Origin of the sequence: Halorientalis brevis (assembly GCF_042678165.1) — an archaeon.
In the GTDB taxonomy this organism is placed as follows: domain Archaea; phylum Halobacteriota; class Halobacteria; order Halobacteriales; family Haloarculaceae; genus Halorientalis; species Halorientalis brevis.
Genome location: NZ_JBHUDJ010000008.1, coordinates 55,568 through 78,545 on the forward strand (window position 1 = coordinate 55,568; position 22,978 = coordinate 78,545).

At 52.1% G+C, this 22,978-nt stretch carries 22 protein-coding genes and 1 pseudogene; 10 read left to right on the forward strand and 13 right to left on the reverse strand.

Going from position 1 to position 22,978, the window contains the following annotated elements:
* Window positions 1-388: 388 nt before the first annotated feature.
* From ACFR9U_RS14165 to ACFR9U_RS14180, 4 genes are all read left to right on the forward strand, one after another.
* The gene (locus ACFR9U_RS14165; protein ID WP_247381767.1) at window positions 389-1,048 is read left to right on the forward strand and encodes a hypothetical protein; all 660 of its coding nucleotides are present in this window, start codon (window positions 389-391) and stop codon (window positions 1,046-1,048) included.
* Window positions 1,049-1,155: 107 nt separating this feature from the next.
* On the forward strand, window positions 1,156-1,446 hold the full coding sequence (locus tag ACFR9U_RS14170; RefSeq protein WP_247381765.1) for a hypothetical protein: 291 nt from the start codon (window positions 1,156-1,158) through the stop codon (window positions 1,444-1,446).
* Between the two features lie 244 nt (window positions 1,447-1,690).
* Window positions 1,691-2,527 carry an N-glycosylase/DNA lyase gene (locus tag ACFR9U_RS14175; protein ID WP_247381763.1) on the forward strand — a complete coding sequence of 279 codons (837 nt, stop codon included), beginning with the start codon at window positions 1,691-1,693 and terminating at the stop codon, window positions 2,525-2,527.
* A gap of 12 nt (window positions 2,528-2,539) precedes the next feature.
* Window positions 2,540-2,983 carry a DUF6884 domain-containing protein gene (locus ACFR9U_RS14180; protein WP_247381761.1) on the forward strand — a complete coding sequence of 148 codons (444 nt, stop codon included), beginning with the start codon at window positions 2,540-2,542 and terminating at the stop codon, window positions 2,981-2,983.
* A gap of 78 nt (window positions 2,984-3,061) precedes the next feature.
* Here the strand turns inward: ACFR9U_RS14180 and ACFR9U_RS14185 are convergent, their stop codons facing one another.
* Window positions 3,062-4,216 carry a restriction endonuclease gene (locus ACFR9U_RS14185; protein ID WP_247381760.1) on the reverse strand — a complete coding sequence of 385 codons (1,155 nt, stop codon included), beginning with the start codon at window positions 4,214-4,216 and terminating at the stop codon, window positions 3,062-3,064.
* A 108-nt stretch (window positions 4,217-4,324) separates the two neighbouring features.
* On the opposite strand from ACFR9U_RS14185, the gene ACFR9U_RS14190 reads away from it, so the two are divergent.
* Window positions 4,325-5,083 (forward strand): DUF429 domain-containing protein, encoded by a 759-nt coding sequence (locus tag ACFR9U_RS14190; protein ID WP_247381758.1) that lies wholly within the window; start codon window positions 4,325-4,327, stop codon window positions 5,081-5,083.
* A gap of 159 nt (window positions 5,084-5,242) precedes the next feature.
* On the opposite strand, the gene ACFR9U_RS14195 is transcribed toward ACFR9U_RS14190, so the two are convergent.
* The gene (locus tag ACFR9U_RS14195) at window positions 5,243-5,401 is read right to left on the reverse strand and encodes a hypothetical protein (RefSeq protein WP_379814590.1); all 159 of its coding nucleotides are present in this window, start codon (window positions 5,399-5,401) and stop codon (window positions 5,243-5,245) included.
* Window positions 5,402-5,707: 306 nt separating this feature from the next.
* On the opposite strand from ACFR9U_RS14195, the gene ACFR9U_RS14200 reads away from it, so the two are divergent.
* Together ACFR9U_RS14200 and ACFR9U_RS14205 are read left to right on the forward strand one after the other, a co-directional pair.
* Window positions 5,708-6,250, forward strand: a complete 543-nt coding sequence (locus tag ACFR9U_RS14200; RefSeq protein ID WP_247381756.1) for a hypothetical protein — start codon at window positions 5,708-5,710, stop codon at window positions 6,248-6,250.
* A gap of 652 nt (window positions 6,251-6,902) precedes the next feature.
* A complete protein-coding gene (locus ACFR9U_RS14205; RefSeq protein ID WP_247381753.1) occupies window positions 6,903-7,748 on the forward strand; it encodes a DNA-binding protein in 846 nt (281 codons plus the stop codon).
* Window positions 7,749-8,186: 438 nt separating this feature from the next.
* Here the strand turns inward: ACFR9U_RS14205 and ACFR9U_RS14210 are convergent, their stop codons facing one another.
* A complete protein-coding gene (locus ACFR9U_RS14210; protein WP_247381751.1) occupies window positions 8,187-9,542 on the reverse strand; it encodes a hypothetical protein in 1,356 nt (451 codons plus the stop codon).
* Between the two features lie 240 nt (window positions 9,543-9,782).
* A complete protein-coding gene (locus ACFR9U_RS14215; RefSeq protein ID WP_247381749.1) occupies window positions 9,783-10,691 on the reverse strand; it encodes a beta-ribofuranosylaminobenzene 5'-phosphate synthase family protein in 909 nt (302 codons plus the stop codon).
* Between the two features lie 87 nt (window positions 10,692-10,778).
* Between ACFR9U_RS14215 and ACFR9U_RS14220 the strand changes: the two genes are divergently transcribed.
* Both ACFR9U_RS14220 and ACFR9U_RS14225 read left to right on the forward strand, forming a co-directional pair.
* Window positions 10,779-11,546: a non-canonical purine NTP pyrophosphatase gene (locus tag ACFR9U_RS14220; protein ID WP_247381747.1), complete on the forward strand. Its 768-nt coding sequence runs from the start codon at window positions 10,779-10,781 to the stop codon at window positions 11,544-11,546.
* Window positions 11,543-12,088, forward strand: coding sequence for a nucleoside/nucleotide kinase family protein (locus ACFR9U_RS14225; RefSeq protein WP_247381745.1), 546 nt, complete (start codon window positions 11,543-11,545; stop codon window positions 12,086-12,088). The genes ACFR9U_RS14220 and ACFR9U_RS14225 overlap by 4 nt, the downstream gene beginning before the upstream one ends.
* Here ACFR9U_RS14225 and ACFR9U_RS14230 read toward each other — a convergent pair.
* From ACFR9U_RS14230 to ACFR9U_RS14255, 6 genes are all read right to left on the reverse strand, one after another.
* Window positions 12,063-13,862, reverse strand: coding sequence for an HsdM family class I SAM-dependent methyltransferase (locus ACFR9U_RS14230; RefSeq protein WP_247381744.1), 1,800 nt, complete (start codon window positions 13,860-13,862; stop codon window positions 12,063-12,065). The two genes, ACFR9U_RS14225 and ACFR9U_RS14230, sit on opposite strands and share 26 nt — an antisense overlap.
* 3 nt (window positions 13,863-13,865) lie before the next feature.
* Window positions 13,866-14,603, reverse strand: coding sequence for a hypothetical protein (locus ACFR9U_RS14235; RefSeq protein ID WP_247381742.1), 738 nt, complete (start codon window positions 14,601-14,603; stop codon window positions 13,866-13,868).
* Window positions 14,604-15,124: 521 nt separating this feature from the next.
* A complete protein-coding gene (locus ACFR9U_RS14240) occupies window positions 15,125-15,901 on the reverse strand; it encodes a RipA family octameric membrane protein (protein ID WP_247381740.1) in 777 nt (258 codons plus the stop codon).
* A complete protein-coding gene (locus ACFR9U_RS14245; protein ID WP_247381738.1) occupies window positions 15,894-16,532 on the reverse strand; it encodes a TIR domain-containing protein in 639 nt (212 codons plus the stop codon). The genes ACFR9U_RS14240 and ACFR9U_RS14245 overlap by 8 nt, the downstream gene beginning before the upstream one ends.
* A gap of 25 nt (window positions 16,533-16,557) precedes the next feature.
* Window positions 16,558-17,007, reverse strand: a complete 450-nt coding sequence (locus tag ACFR9U_RS14250) for a TIR domain-containing protein (RefSeq protein ID WP_247381736.1) — start codon at window positions 17,005-17,007, stop codon at window positions 16,558-16,560.
* Between the two features lie 262 nt (window positions 17,008-17,269).
* Window positions 17,270-17,638: a hypothetical protein gene (locus ACFR9U_RS14255; protein ID WP_247381734.1), complete on the reverse strand. Its 369-nt coding sequence runs from the start codon at window positions 17,636-17,638 to the stop codon at window positions 17,270-17,272.
* Between the two features lie 165 nt (window positions 17,639-17,803).
* On the opposite strand from ACFR9U_RS14255, the gene ACFR9U_RS14260 reads away from it, so the two are divergent.
* Window positions 17,804-18,451 (forward strand): hypothetical protein, encoded by a 648-nt coding sequence (locus tag ACFR9U_RS14260; RefSeq protein WP_247381732.1) that lies wholly within the window; start codon window positions 17,804-17,806, stop codon window positions 18,449-18,451.
* 483 nt (window positions 18,452-18,934) lie between these two features.
* On the opposite strand, the gene ACFR9U_RS14265 is transcribed toward ACFR9U_RS14260, so the two are convergent.
* From ACFR9U_RS14265 to ACFR9U_RS14275, 3 genes and pseudogenes are all read right to left on the reverse strand, one after another.
* The gene (locus ACFR9U_RS14265) at window positions 18,935-20,398 is read right to left on the reverse strand and encodes a hypothetical protein (RefSeq protein ID WP_247381730.1); all 1,464 of its coding nucleotides are present in this window, start codon (window positions 20,396-20,398) and stop codon (window positions 18,935-18,937) included.
* Complete coding sequence (locus ACFR9U_RS14270; protein ID WP_379814596.1) at window positions 20,388-22,736, reverse strand: MrcB family domain-containing protein; 2,349 nt, start codon at window positions 22,734-22,736, stop codon at window positions 20,388-20,390. Before ACFR9U_RS14270 ends, ACFR9U_RS14265 begins: the two co-directional genes overlap by 11 nt.
* A pseudogene (locus ACFR9U_RS14275) lies at window positions 22,728-22,946 on the reverse strand (helix-turn-helix transcriptional regulator); the annotation flags it as partial. The gene ACFR9U_RS14270 and the pseudogene ACFR9U_RS14275, both read right to left, overlap by 9 nt.
* Window positions 22,947-22,978: the final 32 nt, after the last annotated feature.

The following is a 22,978-nucleotide window of genomic DNA, read 5'->3' on the forward strand; positions in this document are numbered from 1 at the left end:
GGTCGTGAGAACGCGGTGAAAGCCCCCGCGGGCTCCGGTCCCGCGACCGCACCTGCGCTCCTCACATGTTGCGGTGCTTGGCGGGTCGGGGTCACCGACCGACTCGCCTCGCTCGTCGGTCGAGATTCCGTTCACCCCGTCTGGTCGTTCACGGGACTCCCGGACCCCGCGGCCTCTTTCAGTCCCACTCACTCCGCTCGTGAGCCGGCGCAGGTCGTTTTTCTCTGATGTGGAATTAACAAGTCACGTCCCACTTACCCCACTGAGGAACGTGATCGCTTTGCTAGTTCGATACTGACGCCACCGTTTGATATCGTGATGGGAACGAGACTCGCTGGTATCAAGGCAGAAGTTCAGGATTTTACCGTCGTAGAGGAATTGTCACACTATGGCAGATACAAACGACATCTACTATCTTCTTTCTGCGCCGTTTGATGCCGATGCACAGGAAACGCTGGTTTCAGCGCTTACCGATTCGGAACACTTCAGCCTTATCGCACCCGACCGTATCGAGAGATCGGCCGCATCTGGCGCCCTCGAACTACAGATGGAATATGATTCGCTTTTCGTTCGAGCACAGACAGGCAGTCCGGATGGAATTCCTGAGATGCCGGCGCTCACACTGTCGGTGGATGCCCAGAGCTTCAGCCGTACAGCCAATTCGGAGGCGGAACTCGACCGGAATCTGGACTCGCTTGTTGCCCTCATCAAAGAGCTGTACCAGATACTCCGTGAGCAGGTGAGCCAGCCGCTGTACGTCATTGCGGCAAGTAATTCGGAGACAGTACATGTTCGTCAAAATGACGATCATATTGCCCGAACGACGGCCGACGGTGTCCGTGAAGGGAAGCTTGAACAAGTTTACTGGGGCCAACTCTTCTCCCCATCGATGGTATCATCGATCGGTGAGGAGACTATCACGTCTGCCCCAATCAACGAGCTAGACATCCTTGCTGACGGCAGTATCTTCTTCTCACATCATCCAAACCCGAACTACGGTGAGAAACCTTACAACGCGATCTATCAGCACTTCGGCATCGAAAATTAGCGTTTCTAGTTCGATTTTCGGTGAGGTAGGCAGGTCTTAGCCGAAGAGATTGGTACCGCGCACTTCCTCCCATACCGGATTCTCGTTTCCTTGTCTGGCTGGGAACGGTGCTTCCCGTCGCCTTTGCCGTGTTCACACTCTACCGGTTCATGCGTCGCGAGAAACGGGACGAGCTGTGGCGCCTCGAGCGGCTCCGGCAGGAGTATATCCAGAACCCGTGGGACATCAAATCGTTCAGCATTTCCGATGAGAATCGGGATGCAGTTGACGAGGTAGAGCAGCGGATGGAGCGGGCGAGTGCCACAAGGGAGTATCCGGCGACGTTTACCATCTGGTCGCAACTCCTGCTCAGTATCGTCTTTCCCAAGGCGTTCCAACTCCTGTTGGCGAGCATCTGAGTTTGCAGACGAACCTCCCTGCAACGCCGCCATTCCTTCGTATAAACGACTCTGTTGAACCCGGGGCCGGAGGCGTGTCCCTCCTTCGCCCGGTTGGTCTCTGTTATCAGGCCAGCGATGGGTGTGTTCATTGTCGGGCATGGTCGACCTTGCGGCACTCTCCCGCTGCCGAGATTGGAACGCAGTACTGTCCATACCTATCGCTCCAGAATGATTTTCCGTTCCGTCCGGTAACGATCTCGCAATGAACCGAACCCGAATCGATCCCCTCGCCGACGCGTTCGCCGCGCTCGGCCACGATGGGATCGCCGCCTTCGACGAGACGGAGCCAGAGTACGCAACACTCGAATACCTCTACGACGAGTTCGGGTCCGAAGCCCACGTGAAGCTGCTCGGCATCTGTGCCGCGACGCAGGACTACCAGCTCAACGGTGATGCCCAGGAATTCTGGCAGGAACTGGAACGCACTGCCAGCGAGTTCGACGCGCTCGACTCGACGCAGGCGGTCAGAGACGTTCTGGGTGACTTCATGGAGGCGGACGTGAACGCGCGGCTGAACCAGCAGAAACGGGAGCGGTTGATCAACATGTTCCACAACGAGTTCGACGAGTGGTTCGTCGCGAATCACACCGCGGTCCAGCCGGTCACGGTGTGGGAGCGCCTCGCCGACGCACTGGACACCCGGATGGAGGCGAAGACGGTCGTGCTCGCGATGAAGATCTACGACATCGCGCATCTGATTCGCCACGGGGAGTATCTCGAATTCCCGTACGACATTCCGATTCCCTGTGATCTGCAGGTCGAGCGTGTCTCTCGAACGTCGGGGCTCACCACCAGTGCGGAGACCGACGAAGTGCTCGATGCGTGGGCCGAGCTCATGCAGGCCGTCAGCGATCGCCTCGACGAGCACGTGTCGCTGCTGCGGATCGACTCGATCGTCTGGCAGGCGGGGCAGGTGATCGGCCGCCACGAACCCGATCGGGAAGCGGCTCGTGCCGCGTTGGTGTCGCATTTCGAGACGGTCGGGCTGGACTCTGATCCTGCTCGACGGCTCGCCGAAGCACTGACGGTCACGATGTGAGACATTGGGCGTATGAACTCAGCGTCACTGCGTGAGGTCGGGCTCGTGAGTTGCGTCAAATCGAAGCGCGACGAGCCGGCCGTGCCCAAGGACCTCTACACGTCCGCTTACTTCCAGAAGATGCGTGCGTATGCGGAGCGCGAACACGACGACTGGTTTATCCTCTCGGCGAAACACGGCCTCCTGGATCCGGACGGCGAGCCGATCGAGCCCTACGACGAGACGCTCACTGGTGCCCCTGTCGCACGGAAGCGTGAGTGGGCCGAGCATGTCTTCTCCGAGCTGGCTGCGGTTGGACTCCTGGACGAGTCGATGTCGCTCGTGCTCCACGCCGGGAAGGCGTACTATGGAGAACTGCTGCCGTTGTTGGAGGAGTCGGCCGTTGCCGAGATCTCGATCCCAACGGAGGGGCTGGCGATCGGGGAGACGCTCGCGTGGTACTCCGAGCGGCTATAGATGGACAAACGCTTGTAGGCCGGCCGGGGGCTCACTTACTATTCTGCAGGCCGGACAGTGAGAGGACCGACAGCTGACTCAGAACTCGTCCTCGATGTCGGCTACCACTGCATCATTGAGCGTCGCGTCGTCGGCCAGATCCGTTTGCACAAGGAGTTCAACCAGATCCTTCCCGGAAAACAGCCGCACTGGATAGGTTGAGAGGTTCTCCTCCTGTGCGCTTTTCGTATAGTACGAGGTGGTGAAAAACAGTCCAATCTCGCCGTCGTCGATCCGGGAAGCCAGGCGACTGAGCTGTCGCCCCGAGATACTACTGCTCGTGTTCTTGACCTGGGCTTTGAAGTCGATTGCTGTATCGACACCGCCGAGCTGGGTCTCGGAGAGGAGTTCGATCCGACCGGTCAAGTCGACCCCTTTGTCGCCACTGTCGGCAGTCATCTCGACGTCACTGATGTTTTCCAGATCCTCCATCAGATACTGGATGAGATATTCGAGTTTCTCGCCTTTCTTCGGTCCATCCAGTCGTGTCCGGATGTCCTGGAGGAGATCGCCGTATCGGCCTGCTGGTTGCTGAGCTGCTGTTGAGCGAATGTTGTCTTTCCAGACGGAGTACCGTCTGATTCGGCCCTCAGTAACCCACTCCTGCCAGGCGTCGGGGCCGCCGATGTCTCTGCCTGTGCGGGCCTTGCGGTGAATCCACTCCAGTTCGACTGCATCGGTATCGAGGATGGCGAGATCGAACAGATAGTTGACGACGGTCTCCCCGTCATCGTCCTTGTGGCGTTCGATACTCATGCCAGTGAGTATACAGAGGCCTCTGAACGTCACCTGGCCAGTCTCTGGCTGTTCGAAGAGAAGGACCGGTGGTGCGTCTTTCCGATTCCCCTGTGCATAGGTTTCGGTGTAGTCGGTCTTGACCCAGTTGTTCCCGGTGGCCTCGTCGGGATCCGGTCGGTGACGGGCCTTGGCGTCGCCCCAGTACCGTGCGGTTCCCTCCTGCATGTTGATAACGTCCTCCCACGGGTTCGGGTTTTTCGTCGACCCATCGGAGGTAATGAAGACCAGGAACTCCCGGTCGCCAGTTTCCGGGTTTGCGATGGCTCGGATCCCACCGCTGTTTCTGATTCCGGTGTCGATGGGGGCGTTGAGCCATCCCTGGAACTGGTCCTTTTCTGGATCGGTGGAACTGCGATAGGTTTCGTTGACGACGTAGCGGTTCCCGTGGGCGGACATGCTTTGCTCGGTGGTCGCAGAATCGGGTGTTAAAATGTCGGATATTCTTTGGTTCTGGGAGGGCTATGGACGGCGTGTGTTTTTCCCAGCGGCACACACAGCGGGAACATGACCCGATACGTCGGCGTCGACTGGGGCGGCAACGGGTGGATCTGTGCGAGTCGGTCAGCGGACGGTGACTGGACGGCCGCAAAGCACCCGTCGTTTCTGAGTGTCTGGCACGAGTATGCGGATGCGACCCAGATCCTGGTTGACATCCCGATCGGGCTCGCACCGGAGGGACTGCGTCGCTGTGACGAGGCCGCGAAAGAGGAACTCGGGTCCCAGCGCGGTCGGAGCGTGTTCATGACGCCGCCTCGGCCAGTGTTCGACGAACCAACGTACGAGGAGGCCAAGGCGAGGATGGACGAGCTGACCGGCCGCGGTCTGTCGACGCAGGCATGGGGGATCATGCCCCGGATTCAGGAACTGGACGAGTTCTTCAAGGAAGTGCCCGATGCTTGGGGCCAGGTCCGCGAGTCCCACCCGGAGGTCGCGTTCGCCAGCCTCCGGGCAGAGGGTGCCGTGGTGGAGTCGAAACTGAGTGCCGACGGGGAGCAAGTCCGCCTCGATACCCTCGACGACGTCGACCCCGAGAGTTCACCTGGGGATGAATTCGAGCGACTCGTCGAGGAGCACATCACTGAGCAACCAGCGTACGCCCGTCACTTCTCGGCGAATAATAAAGACGACCTGCTAGATGCGATGGGCCTCACCGTCACCGCCTGGACAGCGGACGGCGAGTTCACGACCCTTCCCGAGGACCCGGATGACGATCCGGTGCGCGAGGTCCCGATGGAGATCGTTGCAGCTGACTTGGAGAGTTGACAATGTGAATCGATCCAAGTTTGGACGGTATCCAGCTACATGAATCGGGTCTATCCAGTGATAGCTACTGAGTCCTGTTTCGACGCAGAGACCAAAACCCGACTGTCCTGCCCACGTACCGTTGGAGTACGGCTGCTTCCGAAATTGCTGCAATCTCGCTCAGTAAATCGTCACGAGATACAGCAGCAGAGCTACTAGGACCCCAAATGCGATGAGATTCTTCAACTGTGTCGTTCGCATTGGCGCGAACTGACCACCGGCACCACGTGGCTGGCCGAACACGGCGTCCATGAACGCCGCTCCCACGAACAGTGTCAAGATGAGACTCCCTCCAAGGACCAGCACATTACCCATCGCTTCGTGCACCCCTGCTTGATGAATTGAGGTCACTGTGCGCTGTCTTACTAAGCTGCCATCGAACCGCCATCGGAGAGTTGTCACTCCGTGTGTACTGCGTTCCTATCTCTGGCATCGGATCACGTCCCGGTTGGGACGGTTCAATCAACGAGCTACGGGGTTATAATGCCGTGAGACCGTTTTCGCAAATTCTGGGGTGTGAACCATATCACGACCGTGAATTCAGGTCGTGACACTCATCATACCCCCGTGTATGTGACAATATACATGGACGACGACCTCGAGTCATACCTTGAGCAATACGATGGACCGCAACAGGAGACCAAGCGTGCCATCGGTCGCTATCTCCATAACCGGCCACGGGACGAGCACACACCGGCGGAGATCCACCAAGCAATCGATGTCGATGTGACCCAGGGTACAGTCGAGAACAATCTGAGTGATCTAAAGGAGGAGATGGACTGTATCGAACAGGACAAGCAGCTCGTCTACAGCTGGGGCGGTGACGGGCGGCCAAAATCTCTCCGTGAGACCGTCGGTGAGCTTCAGACCGCCGCAGCTGAAACACTTACTCAGGATCGGCTCGGTGGGGCGTTCTTTCCGACGGTTATCGCAGTCACTATTTTCATTGCAGGGTTGGTCAATGGCGTCTTTTTCACACTCCTCTCACTGCTGGGTCGGAATCGACTCTGGGACACTACTGCCAGGGAGACGCTCCTTGCTGCTGGCTCTGCCACGACGTTCGCAACTGCTATGCTGCTCGTGGCCCCGCTCATCCTTGGTCTGGAGCGACTGGTCGCTCGCCTTTGATTGCAGATTCGAATTGTATGAGCAAAGTTCGTTAGCTGTGATTCTGCGTCTCGGGTTAGCAGCTCCTGGAAATCAAAGCACCCACTGAACGATCGTCGTTCGGTCGGGGTGGATACTGTTGGACCCAGAAAGCCCCCGCGGGATCCGGTCCCGCGACCGCACCTGCGCTCCTCACAGGTTGCGGTGCTTGGTGGGTCGGGGTTCCCGGACCCCGCGGCCCCTTTCAGTCCCGCCCGTCGTTGGTTTGTGAGCAGGCTGGACCCGATTCTCTCACCCATTCTGTTTTTGGCTCGCCCCGCTCGCAGCTGCCGGCCGGCGCGTCACTCGCGACCGACCATTCCGGGCATGCGGCGAGCGTGCTCGCCGTTCCGGGCTGAAATGCATGTGCCCTCGCGCCAGCGGGTAAGCGCCGGGGGTTGCGCGCCGTGGGTGCTCACCCGCCACCGCATACTCCGCTGGACGCTCGCGCCGGCCGGGTCTGCGCGCGTGGCTGGTTGGGTCCCGTCATGACAGCGCTCTCGCTCGCGCCCCAGGGGGGCGCTCACGAAGGCGCGAGCGAGAGCGCAGTGGCTGGTCGGTCTGTGTCCGGAAAACCGCGATGTTGGAGCATCGCGGGTCGGCGCGTGCGCGCCTTCGGAACCAGTGAGTTCCAATGAATTCTAACACCGAGATCGTTGATAAGGATTCGGTCGACGTACAGCACCCCAAGTACCGGTCGGACAACGAGTACGCGGTCGACGAGGACGCCGAGTTGCGGCCAACGGTCGAGTTGGAGTCGCAAGGCAAGGTCGATACGAACCATCCCGAGGCCCAGCCGGAGAGCATGACGCTGGAAGGTCAGGAACGGTTCGAGGCGCGCGAACAGGAGATCAGGCGGACGCGCCAGCGGCTGGATCGCCGGCTGGACTCGGATCGAGAGCACCGGACGCGACGCGTGGCGGCCGATGGCGGGGTCGAGCGACGGCGGGAGTTCCAGGAGCGCGCGGCGAGCGTGGCACCCTCCCAGGGGCCGGACGATCCCCGAACGCGACTGTCGCAGACGCAGTTGGCGGCGGTGAATCAGAAAGCAGCCCGGTTGGACGACGAACTCGACGGGTGGACCCGTGCAGCGATCAGTCGGCGGCTGGCGAAACGGGTGGTCGACGGGGCGGACGTCCAGTCGGCGGCGCTGAAGGTGGTCGAGGCGTGTCAAAAAGAGCCCGGGACGGTCATTCCGATCCGAGCCGTGTCGGAGGTCGATCGGGCGCGGGTGAGCATCGAAGGTCGCGTGAGCACTCTCTGGGAAAGTTCCCATCCAGCGATACGTCAAGTCGGGCTGATCGAAGACGACACGGACCGGATCAAGTGGACGTCCTGGGCTGCGTCGCGGATGCCGATCGTCGAGGAAGGTGACACGGTGTTGTTGCGGAACGTGGCCAAGAACTGGTATCAGGGCCGCTGTTCGGTTGCCCTGACTGGCGACAGTCACATCGCCTTCCCCGAGGACGAGCCGGTGTAGGCCCGTCTGGACTTCATTTTTTGCCGTGTTGGAGGGTGTGATCCGTCTGGTGAGAGATGTAGTAGCGATGCGGAGTCGGAATCTGCCGTGCATACGCGTTTCAGATTCCGTCGGGGACGGGAGTTTCGTCGGTAAGCTAGTGTTCGCCACCACCCAGCGGCCCACCTCCCCACCCTCCGCTCCCGGCCGCAAGCGGCCGGCAGCCACGACCTCACAGCACCCGTTCGACTCTGGTGTCTGGCGTTACAACCAAGTGGTGATGATCGGAGATCTTGGCTCAAACGCATTATGAGAATTCATTCTCATTACTGACTTGACCGATTCAGAGGTATGCCGCGTACTATTTCAGAGTTAAGAGCAGACAATTCAGTTCGCATGCCATCAGTGCGTCCGTCGGTAATTCAGCATAGATAATGCCCTCATCGTCCTGCTTAGGGCTTAGTCACTTGTTCCAACGACGGTCCACAGTTCTCTTCCCGCAATTGCTAGTCCAGCACCACCGACTATGGCGACGAAGGACTGGTAGATGGCAGATATGTGTGCCAGCAAAGCTCCCGGGAGCCACGACATTCGGCTTGTATATACTGGCGACGGATCCGGCTGGGCATTACGCTCCACAATTGCCCGTGTTTCGTTCAGGCGCGACTCAGAAAGGCCACGGCTGCTAAGTTGCCTCTCGAATTTACTGTACGAGGGACCATCGTACTGGTTGATATCGTTCCACATTTCCGCCAGTGTATGGCCCCGCTGCCAGAGCGAAGCGTCGAGGCGGGCAAGCACTACAGCACCCCATCTGTACGCAATGTCTTCGGACTCTGCCGTGGCTAAGTTTGTTGTTGGCTGATGCTGTGCATATCGTGCCAATGCAGCGTCGAATTCAATCGGCGATATCAACCCTTGTTCGAGGGTAAGTTGGGCAGCATAGTAGGTTGCACTCGCCTCCTGAAACCAAGAGAAATTCTCGCCAGAATACTCGACCTGACGCGTATGGATGTACTCGTGAATCCAGACGTTCCAAGCTGAATGAATCGAAGCGTCGGCCTCGATAATGATATTGTTCTGGAATTCTGGCACGAAGCCGTCGGCAGCGGGAATCGGCTTCGGTGAGGGGAAGACATACACCGTCGAATAGGTAGTTCCACCAGAGAGCGAAGCCGCAGCATTTGAGAGCATATTGAGTCTTGGTTCTGGGTCGAATCCCGTTGCCTCTGGCTTGATGATTGTAATGTTCTGGCACCCGGCCATCGTCGAGTGACGCGTATACTCCCCAAGGTAGAGAATATCTAAACCGATGAAGCCCGACGCTGCTGGTTGGAGGGTGACATCCGGACCACCATGTTCGGGTGTCGGGGCAATAATCCATTCAGGGCCAGCGGTATACGATGCGTTAGGAAACTGACCCTCCTCATCATGACCCATCTTTGTAAGCGCGTAGCGGAGCGTTAGCCGATCACCTTGGTCGGGAATGGTTCTTAGCTGATCACCGTCTTGTGAGAAACCCGACTGGTTGACGAGTTTGGCTCCTGATGGCAGTGTAACTGTAAAGGCCTGCCCACTAGAGTTCTCGACGACCGTATAGTTGATCTCGACGATGGAGTTGTTTTCGACCGCCTGAGCAACCTCGCCTGTGACTGGGGCGGTTCCATCATCCGGAACAGGACGTGGAAGTGGCGAGTCCTGACAATCCTCTGGAGGGGTTGAAGTTTGCATCGGTGGTGGACCTGGCTGGAAGAAGAGTGCATTAGCAGCCAACGACAGAAGAAAGAGACCGAGTACAAGCCGATACCAGTTCACGGAAAATGTTTCAAATGAGACTAAAATAAATGTCTAGCCCATCTCTCTACCTTTACAAGGAAGTAGGATTGCCGTCAGTCGCGGGGCGGTTACTCACTGGCTCTCATCCGATGTGCCTGAACCGATTGTTGAAGCACGTTCAAATGTATATATGTCGAAATTCTCGACAAGCAGACTGAGTGGAAGAAAATGGTGCAGCGTCGGAAGTATTTATAAAAAATCTAAAAATTGCCCAGAAGACTATGAGAATTTAGCTCCTCGATTCATAGCTCTGGTTTCAATCGTTTTGATATCGTCATAGGGCACAGATATTGGATCTGGATATATAGCAAATACAGCGGGTCCTAAAGATGACATTCCGGCCGCGTACCCTCTATTTTGGAGCTCTTCAACTATGGAAAGTGAGTCAGGTTGTCGCTGTAGTTCTCTCTTTTTGAATCCGATCTCTTGGATCTGTTTGACTGAATCCCTAAATAGGCCAAAATCCGGTTCTGAAACACTAGGTAAGAGTTTCATCAAAATAATATGCGAGAGCTCTTGTACTTCGGAGATGGGAATCGGGCACTCGTTATTAAATACGGATACCTCATCAGATCCATAGGCGCCAGTCGAATCAGGAATTAGTATTTTGATATTCCAATCAGGGAAATCCAGTCGAGAAATCACTGGTGGAGGCGATACAGATGAAGCCGAAGATGGAAGAAATCCACCTTTTTTATTTAGGTCATGGCCACCATCTAATACAAACCCTCCCTTCTCAAATACTGCAGTCCCAATTCCGGATGTCCCGCCACGTCCTACAACCTCAGCTACTTTGGATGTAGAGATCTCCAGGTTGTTCATTCTCGCAACCGCAAAACCAGCAGCTAAATCAGTTTGGGTACCAGAACCTAATCCCCTATGTTGGGGAATCGTTTCTTTGATTCTGATTTTGACCGGCTGAAGATTGAATTGGTCTATTACAGCTTCTGCTGCGTGTTTTGCTCTCTCTCGCATCGGCCCGTGGACTTTTAAACAGGTTGATTCTTCAACTTCCAGCATAACACCGGGATATTTTATTCCAAGTCCAATTCCGCCGTCCACACGACTCGATTCCGAACTCAAATCAATAAGTCCAAAATGAAGGCGACTACCCGTTTCTATTCTCATATGACTTTCTTCGGGGAGATAATCAAAAAGGTGGGGAACCAATTTATACGCGGATACCCAACCCGCTTATCAGAGCAGTGTACGAGCATGTCTGAAGACAGTATACCCCTGCCTCTCATAACGTCTAGTAGCAGGAAGTTTGATCACCTTCGTTACCTATCATATTTAAATAATTTAGAAGAAGAGCATGGAGTTGAACTGGTCCGCGTGCCGTTGGAATATAAAGAGATCCAGTCTGACGATATGGAATTACTGCTATCTGAGGCAATGAAAAGAAGTGCATTTGACGATATTAGAGACACATTCTTTCTTATAGAACAGACTTCAGTGTTTTTTGACGCAATGGATGGTGAGGGACCTGGACAATATTTCAAGAAGTGGTGGAATACCAAGTCAGAAGAAGACCTCAAACTAAAATTTTCTCAGAGCGAAGGAGCGACGATAGAATCGGGGTTAGCGCTAAATATCCCGGGCCATGATCCGTTAATATTGACAAATAAGCAGGAAGGGAAAATAAATCTAGACGGCCAAATCAGAGAAGAAAACGAGAGGTTCTCTTGGCTGAGCGCAGATGATTTCAATCTATATTTCATGCCAAATGGCGCAAATAAAGTCTATAATGAGATGCCAATCACGGATTTCTTAAAGTATGACTTTCGTCGCCCAATATTTGACCAGGTTTGCCAGAGAATGGGAGAATATGCGGCTATCGTAAACAGCGGTGTTTCAAAAAAACAAATAAATGCTACATTGGAATCTGCTACAAGAGATATTGTACGTAAAGATACCAAGGAGTTTGATTCAGAGACAGAGGATCCCAAGCAGTCACAGATAGGCGACTCAAGATTTTCATGATTATATGTATCGTGGGACCTTCTTGCGCCGGGAAAACAACTTCAGCAGAGTATATTGAATCAGAAACTGGTGCAAAGTATTTAGAAGCAAGTGACTTTGTCCGAAGTCGGTATGCTGAATGTGGATCTGAGGGTGAAATAATGGATTTTGTAAAAAAAGAGTTTAGTGAAGAAGGAAGGGGGACGTTTGCTTATCAGGTATGTGAACAAATAGAGGACTCAAACAGCGATTTGTCAATTATATCGGGCTTCAGAACCCAAGAAGAGATAGAAATCATTCGAAGCGAATTCGATTCGATCTCTGTGATTGGAATTTATGCCAATAGCCTCTTAAGATACCAGCGAAAATTGAAACGAGATAATCCAAAATCTGGATACACTTATCGGGATTTCTTGCAAAAGGATTTCACTGAGTATAGTTTTGGCATAATGGGAGCTCTTACCCACCAATTGGATGGTTTAATAATTAATGAAAGCACTCTTGATGAGCTATATGAATCAGTTGACAAAGAGATACTTAGTCAGATTTCCGTGTGGGAGTGAACGATTCAATTAGATTTATTTCATCACTCTTCAAATCTAGCGCATCATAAATCAAAGAATCAATCTCATCCCACTCGTGCTTTCGATAATGTTGTCCAAGTCGATTTTCGATTTTTGGACCGAGCTGCGATGGTAACGGAACTGGCAAATCCACAAGATCCCTTTTCATCTGTCGCCAAAAGCCAGAATCCATCTCTGGTAACGAGGATTTTAGAAGAAATTCGAACACACTGCTATTGAGGGCGGCTGCCAAGGCGTCGAGTTCCTCTTCAGAGAAAAATGAGTAACAAGTATTGTGCGATATCTTTCGTTCTGTCACAGCGAACCTAGATGTAGAAGTCAAGTCCGGTGTAACGATTCTCTTCGAAGTCTCCAGATCGGTCTGGATAGTGTCATGCGTCTCATACCATATTTTTCCCTGCTCTCTAACACAGTATCTTTCTTCGAGAGCAGGTCTATGATATTCGAGATATTTCTTGACCTCTGGATAATTATCCAAATCCATGGGAGCCCCATTTTCATCATACGGGTTTATAATGTATCTATCCTCGCTAATTTTCCCCTTCTTAACATCTTCTCCCTTGATCAGCGGATAAACAACCTTAGCAGACATTCTTTGTGCGTCATTCTCACTCAGTATGTAGATATCATCCGCACCAGTAGCAATTCCAGTTTTAATTCTTATATTGGTGTTTTTTATTACAGGGTTCCTGTTTCGTAGCTTAGTTTGGAGTTTCTTGATTTCAGGCGAGGTAAACAACCAGCCGTCAGTACTGAGAGCATTCTGATTAATCTTAGTACAGAGGTTTGGCATAGAGCCAGAATCGCAGTTCAATGTCTCCGATAATTCTCCTAAACTAGCCGTATCGCATTCACAATACCAAAACTCATTCTCTCTTTGATAATTTGGAAAGGAATTGTCTTGCCTTCGTAAAATAGTAATTGATGGGTACGCATTAACGACTGGGAACGGATTGTCTTCGATTTTGATTATTGAATTGAGGTATGTCCTGTTGAGAAGTATTTCTCTGAGTTTTTCGCCGTAGTCGGTGTGATGGAATCGATCAGGTGTGACGAATCCCAAATTCCCATCAACATCCAGTAGTTCAGTTCCTCTTTCAAAGAAGAGAAGATATGTGTCATATTTACCGGTAGCAGAGTCGTACTGCTCTCTATATATCTTGTCATCTTTGTCAGATATATCTCTATTTTTTATATATGGTGGGTTTCCAACAATAACATCAAATTTTGAATATGATATCTCTGTGTCTCGTTTTAATGAATTGGCGTGGAATATCGGAAGTGATGAAACCGGATTGGACTTATCCGCTGCTACGATCTCACTATCCAACACACTCAAGATATGCTGAGCGGTTCGCCAGACAGCGAGCGAATTTATGTCATATGCATATATGTTATTTTTCACTGTGGAGATGATTTGTTCGGCACCTTCTGATGTTTCGGGGTCATATCCGATCCGAATCATCCGATCACGAAGTCTTTCAGTGATAGCCCTAACAAAGGAACCAGTCCCACACGATAGATCAGCAATTTTTTGATGTTCTATTTTATTATCGGCGGTATATCCAACAGAATCCAAAATAAATTCAACTATTGGTTCAGGTGTATAGACATCACCAACACCAGTGATAGGATTACCCTGGTATCCTTCAATTTCGTCAACCTTAGAATCACTATCCCGTATTTTTTCAAGTAGCTCATCATCGACATGGAAAGGCTCTAAATCATCAGGATAGTCAAATCTGTTTTTCATGGCTCACTCAGCGGGGTCAGGTACTCGACTATCTTCCCATAGTGCGTCAAAGTTCTTAGTGTAACTGTTTACTAAGTCTCCATCTGTTCTCCCTAAGAAGGTCAGAGTCTTTCGACTCGGTTCACTCATGAAATATGGGCCTACGAAAGCCTCAGAATCGACCCTAAAATAATTCGTTGGTAATCCCTCATAATATCGGACTTCCAGCGAATCGATTTCACGCTCAAGAAATCGGTTAGTGGAATCTCTGATAGTGGATTCAAGGTCTCCCCTTTCTGTATCCGCATCACCATACCAGTCGCAAATTTGTGATTCAGGGTCTAATAAGAGAAGACGAATCTCAACATTTTGGTTCCCGAGGCGATCAAGTACATCGCCTAAGTCATTCTGAAATCTCGATAACGAGATCGCCTGGATATGCAACTTGTCATTGCATCTGAGCATGAGCTCTTCGTATTGTTCCTTCTCAGCTCTTCCCCTGCCCCCCTGTATGTCCAAGATACCCCATTCTTGAACTAGATCATCTACGAGTTCTTTCTGCTCACCTAACTTGAATAACTTATAATCAAACATTCGGACTGCGCCAGCAGCAATTATTGGTAATCCTATATTTAGCCCAATTGTGCTTTGACTTGGAAAAAACACAGACATAGTTCCAATTACCACGGCCCCAACTAGAATCGCACCAATATTAATCGCGAGAAAGCGGTTACGCCGCGTTCGATATTTCTCTAAGTACATCCATCAAACGAGAATGATATCCTATGGATAAAAGTCCAGCTATTATATTCTCGTTCGACGATTGAAGAAGTAGGTCCCCACGGTTAAAAAGGCCAGTTGGCTGTAATTCTACAATGGTTTCTCAGCTGAATGAATATGCTTAGGAAGTGTTTTAACGGGCTCATCATTTAGATGATGGACACTAGATAATTTCAGTTTGCACTGCGGTTTAGAGGGATACAGACGACTGACTTTGAGCCATTCAAATGTATGATCAAATCCTGCGGTGCCTATTCGCAAGACTATCGTATATCGTTTATAAACGAGCCGTCGGTCGCGTGCTTGATTTCATTCGATTATTGAACAGGGGTCCTGCTGTCCTGCGATTCGCCAAAATCTACTGGATAGGTTAGAGTCATAAACCCCGGATTTGAATCACGTGCGCATCAAAACTGGCAGGGGACCAATAATCAAAAAACATACAGAAAACACCTCCCACGCACCACCGCCGACCCACTGACCAAGTCTGAATCGAACTAGAATTAGCTTCGAATGTTCTTCAGTTTCGTCGAAATGCTCCAACCCTCATCGCTATCCATGTAGCGATAAATCTCCCAAATGACGATTGTCGCAAGCGGTGATAGAATTAGGGAAACATTCCCCGCAGTAGAACTAGTATACGAGCCGGTAGGAAGAACAATTGTAATTAGCTGAGAAATTGGATTCCACGCGCCGCGATACATCTCGAGAAGAACGAATACGAGAGCATAACTTCCCACAAGTACATAGCCGATTTGAAGCAGTCGAATATATCTTCTTTCCACGATAGTGTGTGAGCGGTGGTTTTCACTATCTGAATCTCGCGGATCTATCATTTCTGGGTCGGGCTTTTTCTTTTTCAAGTATTTCCACTCATCACTAAACACCGGTGCAGGAAGTTCTTCCTCGATCTTATTTAGGATCGTGTACCTCGCGTTGTTCAGCCGTCTATATGACTGAATACTACCGTACCAGTAGTGGCAGGTGATTGCTCCGATTGCGGATGCGAACAGAATAGACGCTGCCAAATTGATTCCAAGAGTAGCCTGACTGAGGCCGAACAGACCTGCCAAGAGCGTAGTGAGGATGATGCCGAAGGTACGATTAGTTTGAATCCGCTGACTACTCGTCTCTATCGCTACCTCTGAATAGTGGATATACTGATCAACAAGTCGGTTCTTCTCCTCATCATCGAGATCTTCATGAAAAAAGTCGTGCTCCGTCGCTTCAGGGTTTTCAGGTTCTGACTCTGGGGAATCCTCCGGGCTTTCTTCAGGCATATTCACCAAGTGCTTGAGCTACCGAAGCTCTGGTCCATCCGACGGTCTCGTCGGCTGATTCCTCGATATAGCCCGGGATGTTTTTTTGACCCTCTGGCTTTACAGCTACTATGGGTTTGCCGAGTTCCTCTGCAATCTCGTGCTCTCTAGGGATCCACGTACTGTAGGCCTCTGAGCCGTACATTCCTGCAGAAGTAATGACCACAGATGCATTTCTCATCCGATTTCTAAGGCCATTTTCTAGTTCTTCATTAGTTACGGTTTCCAGCTCTTTCTCCTCTGGTACAGAGTGGTTTTGCCAGTCGAGCGAAGGGATGTTGCTTAACAGATTCACGATGCCCTGATAGTCATCATCATACCTCCAAGAATGAGAGATGAATACATTGTACTGCTTATCGTCCAGCTTCTGAGCAGCACGGGCCAGTCTTGATGGAGAGTTTTCATTCTCTTCAGAGCCGAAGATAGACCCAATTGCTTTACCACCAACGTAGGTTGCAGCCAGTATCGCAAGGCCCTCCTTCCACGTCAGGTCTTTCTGATCTAAGCTGCGAAGTTCCCGCAGATTCAGATCTCCTTTTCTGTTCGGTGATGGCCCATCTCGCCACGGATCACGTCCTCTATTTGGATCCATATACAGTAATCAATCTCTGATTTCGCTAAGGAGCGTTGGTTCTGATTGCGTCAACTATCGAACCGCCGTTCCACCCGACCATCGTATCCGCCGCATCCTTGACTTCTTCTGGAGTTCTTTCCTGACCCCAGGGTTTGACGCCAACAATAGACTTACCTAAGTCTTCTGCGATTTGCATTTCCTTCTTAATCCAGTAACTGTGCTCAGAGTACATCCCCGCTAGAACGAGGACGACAGAGCTAGGACCAATCTGTTTTTCTCTCAGGTGTTGCCGTAACTCGGCGTTGGAACTAGCATCAATCTCCTCTTCCTGAGGCACGCTATAGTTGCGGAATTGAAAGTAGTTCTTTTCTTCTAGAAGGTCAACTAGCCGTTCATAGTCATCCTCGTAATCCCAAGAGTGAGAGATGAATAATGAATATTCATCTCGTCGATTCTTACTCAACTCCACCTCATTAATTGTCACATCTACCATAGCCTTTGATAAGAGTGGCTTACCTTTAGACGTTTCTCACATCCTCTTCTCAGGAGAATCGACAACTTCAACAAAAGATATAGAGTGGTTTTATTTGACATCAGAAACATACAATACAAAGCTAACAAGGATCATTGCCAGCACTCCTCGGGTCACCAGCTATGCTAGCGGTTCAATCTATTTCTGAAGTGACCCGGCATACTTTGTATCCTTTGGGTTATTTTACTCTGTTGTAGTCGGGAACATCGGCTGAGGTTCATATTCAGCTATCGTCGTCGCGTTCGCTCGGGTGCGGAGAATCCGGAGCGGCCTTCTCCCATGCATCGACGTCGATATCCTTATCTTTCTCGTCCAGCCGTTCGAGTGTCTGGTGGGGCTCGTAGGCGGCACTCACTCGGTCGAGGTCTTCGGTGATCGCCCAGTACTCCCCCTTGTGTCGAATCAGGTCACGGGACTTGAGCCGTGATAGCGCTGTCCCGACAGTATTCGAATCCTCGCCGATCGCACTCGTAATCTCGGATCGGGTGAATGCCTGATCTCGATGTGTGTACAGGTGCGTAATGACCTGCTCTGGGACGCTTGGCCCCTCCGGGAGATCCCCGGCCTCAAAGTCGTCGATGCTCAGTGGCATATAATGTGATTGGTGTGCTGACGTAATCACTGTACTGCCGTACTTCAGTCAGCGTCTATCGGTGTGGCCGGGACCTCCACAGCGGTTCCTCCCATTGACCGATTTCAGTGTGGGAGATCTCGTCCCGTCACCATCACTAAGAGACCTCTCTGACATGACTCGGTAATGACCGATGCACGCAGTCTCACCGGAGAGCTCGCGGCGACGTTCACGGATGTCATCCACGAGGTTGATACGGAAATCGGGGAGAACCGCACCTACGGTGAAGGTATCGGCCCACACGACGAGGACGATCAGGTCGATGCGCTCGTGAACGCAGTCCGTGCCCGGGAACTCTTTGACGGAACAGTTGCCACAGCAAAGTCTGATTCTGGTGCAGTGAGCTATCCTGGTGGACAGTCAGCTGATTTGCGTATCGAACGGGGGAGTACGACAGAATACTGTGAGGCCAAACTGCTCCGCTTCCAGAAAGCAAACGGGAATCCATCGACACGAGGATTCAGCAAGGTGTTTAACCCATTTCAGGACCACAGCCCTCGTTCATTTATTCACGATGTTAGCAAACTTGCCGAGTCAGATATCCGCGCACGTAAGATATATCTTGGGCTGTACTATCGGCCTGTCGATGGTGCGGGTTCTGAAATCCAGAGTTCGGAGATTGCGGAGAAGTTCGCAGCGGATGTCACTCACTGGACGGACCACCCAATCAGTGTCGACACGGTAGCACAGTTTTCCGATCTCCAACACGAGGTTCACCAGCGTGGTGCGATCATCGTTTGGACACTCGATGATCAGCCCAGACGGTTCTTTTGACTGTCCTGAGAATCGGAACTGGCTATTTGGCTCTTCCAATTCACGAGTACTCAGTTGTAGGAGAAGACACGAGAGTTGTGATGACAGGAGATGGGTAACTTATTTCGAGCGTGCTGACTATAGAGCGTGAACTCAGCACAGTCCCTCGTACTACGAAAAAGATTCACCGAGAGAAAGTCCGTCGGGTTGAACACCAGGCTCAAAGAAACCGGCATCATCCAGTTCAAATTATTCGATGGGAATCGGTATAGAACCCAATCGAGTCGATCAGGTTGTATCTACTTCCGTAGATGATGGCGCCGAGAAGGCAACCGCGCTCCGGCTGGAATACAAGATCACAGACGGCCATACTGAGGAGAAAACAACCCGTGACTACCGCATTCTGCTTGAATACTCGGAGTACAACTTCGGTGGAGAGTTATAACAAAAATCCGTTGCAAATTCAACAATTTTCAACCTATCCAGCCTCTGGCCAGTCCCATTTTAGAAGGGGCGTGAAACTCTGTCTCCGAACTCCAGTATATCGACAGACGGATCCCCAACGGCAGAATGGGGAACCTGATCGATACACAGAAATCCTTGCACGGCCGGCGTCGCGAAGTGATCCGGGCCGGTGGTGAAGTACCGGGTTTCTGATCCGTTCTTCTCTTTCCGGGCGTAGATCATGTACTCCAGCAGCTCCTCCAGACCGTCGGCGGCGGTCGACTGCAGTCTGGTATACTTAACCTCGCCAATTGCGATGCGCTCGATCTCGTCAGTGTCGACGTCTCGTCTCAATAGCACGAAATCGGGGCGGCGTTCGTCCGGGCTGGTTGGCCGCTGGTGACCGAAAACAGCCTCGGTGGACCTCGCTTGCGTGTTCAGGAGGTGATCCAATCGACGGAGATAACGGTCCTCATCTTTGGACTCCGCAAGGTCCTCACGGTCGAAGACAGGAGGTTTGAACGTGAGCATATTACCGCCAGTCCAGTTGTGATAGAGTTCGTACTGTGTCTCGGACTCTCGCCAGGCAGCGACCAGGTCGGTCGGCCCGGTGATCAGCCGGAGTCGGGGGTTGTCGTACGCCTCCAGCAATCTGAAGACCCAATACAGTTCGAAGAGGGTAGGGACCTCGTCGTAGTCCTCGCGTTTGGGATCGGGATAGAAGAGTTGACGTCCCAGCAGCGATTTCGCTTCACTGTCGTCGATATCGTGGCGTTTGAGTCTGCGATACCAGTTGAGGAGATCTGCCGCTTCACGGTACAGTGGACTCCGAGATTCGCTGACCGCTCTGATCATGCGGTCGCTGACTGTCACGTCGGCGTCCTTGAGGGAGCTCAGATAGACGTCGCTGAGTCCGGCTTCGAGGTGGTTCTGGAGCATCGAATCGTCCAGCCAGAGATCGAACCAAGTGGCTTCGTCCTGGTCAACAATGTCGCTTGCTCGGCTGTGAGCGTCGTGGATGGTCGTCAATAACTCCCAGAGAACGAGGTTCTCGGGCGTCGTTACTGTTTCTTCCGTGAGTTCGCAGGCGAAGGTGAGCGAGTCTGGATTGCCTTCTCGGTAGCGTGCCTTGATCGTTTCCTGCCAATTGATCCGACCTCGGAGTTGACCCTCGAACTGCTGCGTCTCGCGTTTCGTAGTGGTGTAAAGTCGGCGGAGCCGCCGTCGAAGTAACGATATGAAATCCATCACACCGTAATCCAAGGTCACCGGGACGTCAACCTCCAACCGCGGTGGTCGCTGTTCGGCCTGAGGAGACAACTTCTCTCCCGATAAGAGGAAGTGGATATCCAGTAATTCGTCTATATTCTCGATATTGAGTGTGGGATCGACGTTTTCGAGAATGGAGTCCAGCTGGATACCCCGTCCGAGGTAGACACTAAACGAGGAGGCAATTTCTCTGACAAGTTCCTCGGCCGGGGTTCGTAGATCGTCTTGCCCCGGCTCGGCGGCGTCAACTCCCATTCTCGTCGCTGAATTCGACTTCGAAGTAGTCTCGAGCGAACTGTTTCAGTTGACCTGTATCGACGACATCGATGTCGTCTTCGTTCACCGATCCGACCTTCTCCGGGAAATCCCGCTGTTTCGTCTTCGGGAGCCCCTCAAGTTGCGGCATGACGAACATAATAAGAGCATCTGTGTAGTCCGTGGAATCGCCACCACGAACCTCGGCCAGGATATCCCGGACGATCGCAGGGCCGATGGTTCGAACCTCGTTGATGGTCCTCCAGAGCTCGGCGGTGATATTCGCCGTTTCCTCCGGGACAGTCGTACCGAACCAAGCCTTGGCGTACTCCTGGATAAGGTCTTCTTCGATGTCTTCCGCAGTGGGAACCGACACAGGGATGAAAGCGAAGCGCCGCATGAACGCATAGCTCATTTGGTACAGTGAGGTCTTGTCATAGGTGTTCATCGTCGCTAGGAGTCGCCAATCCGGTGGAATGAAGTAGTGGTTAGAGTCCAATGACGAGACTTCAGTGTCGGTGGGGTCACCGACGAGCGTTACTGGCCTCTCGTTCTTCCCATCGAAGGGAAGCCTGATAGTCTCCCCAGTAAGTGCCGAAAAGAGCGCGCCGAACGCTTTGTCGATATCGGCACGGTTGAGTTCGTCGATAATCAGCCACTCATTCGCCGGTGTTCCCTCTTCATCGGTCATGAAACGATCAAGAAACACCCCGGGATGGAATTCGAGACTTCGATCGGTCTCGGGTCGATAACCACCAATGGTATCGAAGGTCGACCAATCGGCAGATGCCGTAACCATTTCGTGATTCTCATCGACGTAGTGGCGAGCGACCTCCCTGGCCAATTTGGTCTTTCCAGTTCCCGGCGGGCCAGTAAGTATCACGTGTTTTCCGTTTTCGAGGGCAGACTGAATCCGATTCAGGAGCCGTGTCTTTTGATCCTGAGTGAACACGAGCTCCGGTAATTCGATGTCATCGTCGCTGGTTTCGATAACCGAGGATCGTTCAGCCTGCCATTCATCAAAAATATCAACACCGTCGTCTTCGACCCCGTCTTCTTCGGGTATCTCTTTTCCATTCCCGTATTTATCGTCGACGCGTTCGACTTCGAGCGTCTCTACAAAATCGTTTATTGTATCTTCAACATCATAAGCGATATCAGCAACCTCCATCCGACGGCTCAGGGCCCCGATGAAATGATCCAGGCTTGGTTCGAACTCGTGTACGGTCCATTGATGAAACAGTTCCTTATCGGGCTTGAGACAATTCACCGACACCCCACCATCCGGATCGACGGTACCCACGGTTACCCAGTCGACCCCGATGAACTGAGAGTGCTCGAACTCTCTGGAATCGACATTAGCTGCGATGTCGTCGTGTGTTTCCACACCTTTGACATCCGGGAACTCGTCGAAAGAGGCAGTCACTCGACCGATGCCATATGGGACATCGATCGAATTTACTCGAGATCCGGCGACAATGATGTCTCCTGTCTCGATTTCGTGTTGGAAGTTATATATTTGACGTTCAGAATCCTGTGTTCGATCGCCTGTGGGGCTATCGGGGGATTCTGGAATATCATCAACTGACCAGCCGATAGAGGCGAATTCGTTCTCTACCCAAGTTGGCCAATATTCTCCACCTTCCGGGGAGATAGTCCACACTCCTTTGCTACCGATATCGAACTCGGGTGTTGCATAGAGTGTATCGAGAAAGTGGTCGTAAGTCTCAACAGCTGTAACGAGATCTCCGACTACGGCCCCGGTACTACTCAAATCATCGGGACTGTATTCTTTCACAAAGACGGTCCCACTGTTGTATACTTCGGATCGGTTAAGCTCCGATGAGAGTTCAGCCTGTTTCGCTGTGAACCCGTTGGGAACGTCGATTATCTCGCGGTAACGCTCGGCATGACGTTCGAGAATAGTAGCAGCGGTCGGGCCGACTCCACTTCGACTCGATGTTCTCATTGCCTCGGCGGATCCTTGATTCAGAGTGAGGTAGAGCCGCTTTTTATCCGGATCGAACAGATAAACGACATAAATGCCAGATTGAGTCGTCGTAGTCTCGTCGGTTCGTTCGATCGGTATATAGGGTATATCAGAGATGGCGCCCTGGCCGAATGTTGGGTTGATATTGTAATTACCACTCTGGTTACCCAAGGCAGCCTCCACAGCAGGTTCTGTTCGGTTACCGATTAGATCCTGAATGTCAGGAAAGTCACTCGTCCTATAACCTCTGTTTTCAGGACCACGATCGTCCTGCTCCGATCCAGGGTAACTCTCAAGAATCCGCCGCAAAATGCTCGGAAGGTTCTTCGCCTCTTCGATAGGTGTCAAATAATAGGTTTTGTCTCCATCAAGATTGGTTTCACTGCGATCGATATACCCTCTGTCAACAAGGAATTCAACAATGCGTGACCCCTTTCGTGCGGAAATGTCCAACTCCTTCCAAAAATCGACTTGATGAATGCCTCCTGATTCATAAATCAGTTCTAACCCCACTTTTTCCAATTTCCGGCCGTGGTGAATCGCCAGACGTAGCGTGATTTTACTGTTTCACTGCCTGCGTGATGTTGTAA

Coding starts and splice junctions, on each gene's coding strand:
- ACFR9U_RS14165 (WP_247381767.1), top strand. CDS start 389: ATGGCAGATACAAACGACATCTACTATCTTCTTTCTGCGCCGTTTGAT.
- ACFR9U_RS14175 (WP_247381763.1), top strand. CDS start 1,691: ATGAACCGAACCCGAATCGATCCCCTCGCCGACGCGTTCGCCGCGCTC.
- ACFR9U_RS14180 (WP_247381761.1), top strand. CDS start 2,540: ATGAACTCAGCGTCACTGCGTGAGGTCGGGCTCGTGAGTTGCGTCAAA.
- ACFR9U_RS14185 (WP_247381760.1), bottom strand. CDS start 4,216: ATGTCCGCCCACGGGAACCGCTACGTCGTCAACGAAACCTATCGCAGT.
- ACFR9U_RS14190 (WP_247381758.1), top strand. CDS start 4,325: ATGACCCGATACGTCGGCGTCGACTGGGGCGGCAACGGGTGGATCTGT.
- ACFR9U_RS14200 (WP_247381756.1), top strand. CDS start 5,708: ATGGACGACGACCTCGAGTCATACCTTGAGCAATACGATGGACCGCAA.
- ACFR9U_RS14205 (WP_247381753.1), top strand. CDS start 6,903: ATGAATTCTAACACCGAGATCGTTGATAAGGATTCGGTCGACGTACAG.
- ACFR9U_RS14215 (WP_247381749.1), bottom strand. CDS start 10,691: ATGAGAATAGAAACGGGTAGTCGCCTTCATTTTGGACTTATTGATTTG.
- ACFR9U_RS14220 (WP_247381747.1), top strand. CDS start 10,779: ATGTCTGAAGACAGTATACCCCTGCCTCTCATAACGTCTAGTAGCAGG.
- ACFR9U_RS14225 (WP_247381745.1), top strand. CDS start 11,543: ATGATTATATGTATCGTGGGACCTTCTTGCGCCGGGAAAACAACTTCA.
- ACFR9U_RS14230 (WP_247381744.1), bottom strand. CDS start 13,862: ATGAAAAACAGATTTGACTATCCTGATGATTTAGAGCCTTTCCATGTC.
- ACFR9U_RS14235 (WP_247381742.1), bottom strand. CDS start 14,603: ATGTACTTAGAGAAATATCGAACGCGGCGTAACCGCTTTCTCGCGATT.
- ACFR9U_RS14240 (WP_247381740.1), bottom strand. CDS start 15,901: ATGCCTGAAGAAAGCCCGGAGGATTCCCCAGAGTCAGAACCTGAAAAC.
- ACFR9U_RS14245 (WP_247381738.1), bottom strand. CDS start 16,532: ATGGATCCAAATAGAGGACGTGATCCGTGGCGAGATGGGCCATCACCG.
- ACFR9U_RS14250 (WP_247381736.1), bottom strand. CDS start 17,007: ATGGTAGATGTGACAATTAATGAGGTGGAGTTGAGTAAGAATCGACGA.
- ACFR9U_RS14255 (WP_247381734.1), bottom strand. CDS start 17,638: ATGCCACTGAGCATCGACGACTTTGAGGCCGGGGATCTCCCGGAGGGG.
- ACFR9U_RS14260 (WP_247381732.1), top strand. CDS start 17,804: ATGACCGATGCACGCAGTCTCACCGGAGAGCTCGCGGCGACGTTCACG.
- ACFR9U_RS14265 (WP_247381730.1), bottom strand. CDS start 20,398: ATGGGAGTTGACGCCGCCGAGCCGGGGCAAGACGATCTACGAACCCCG.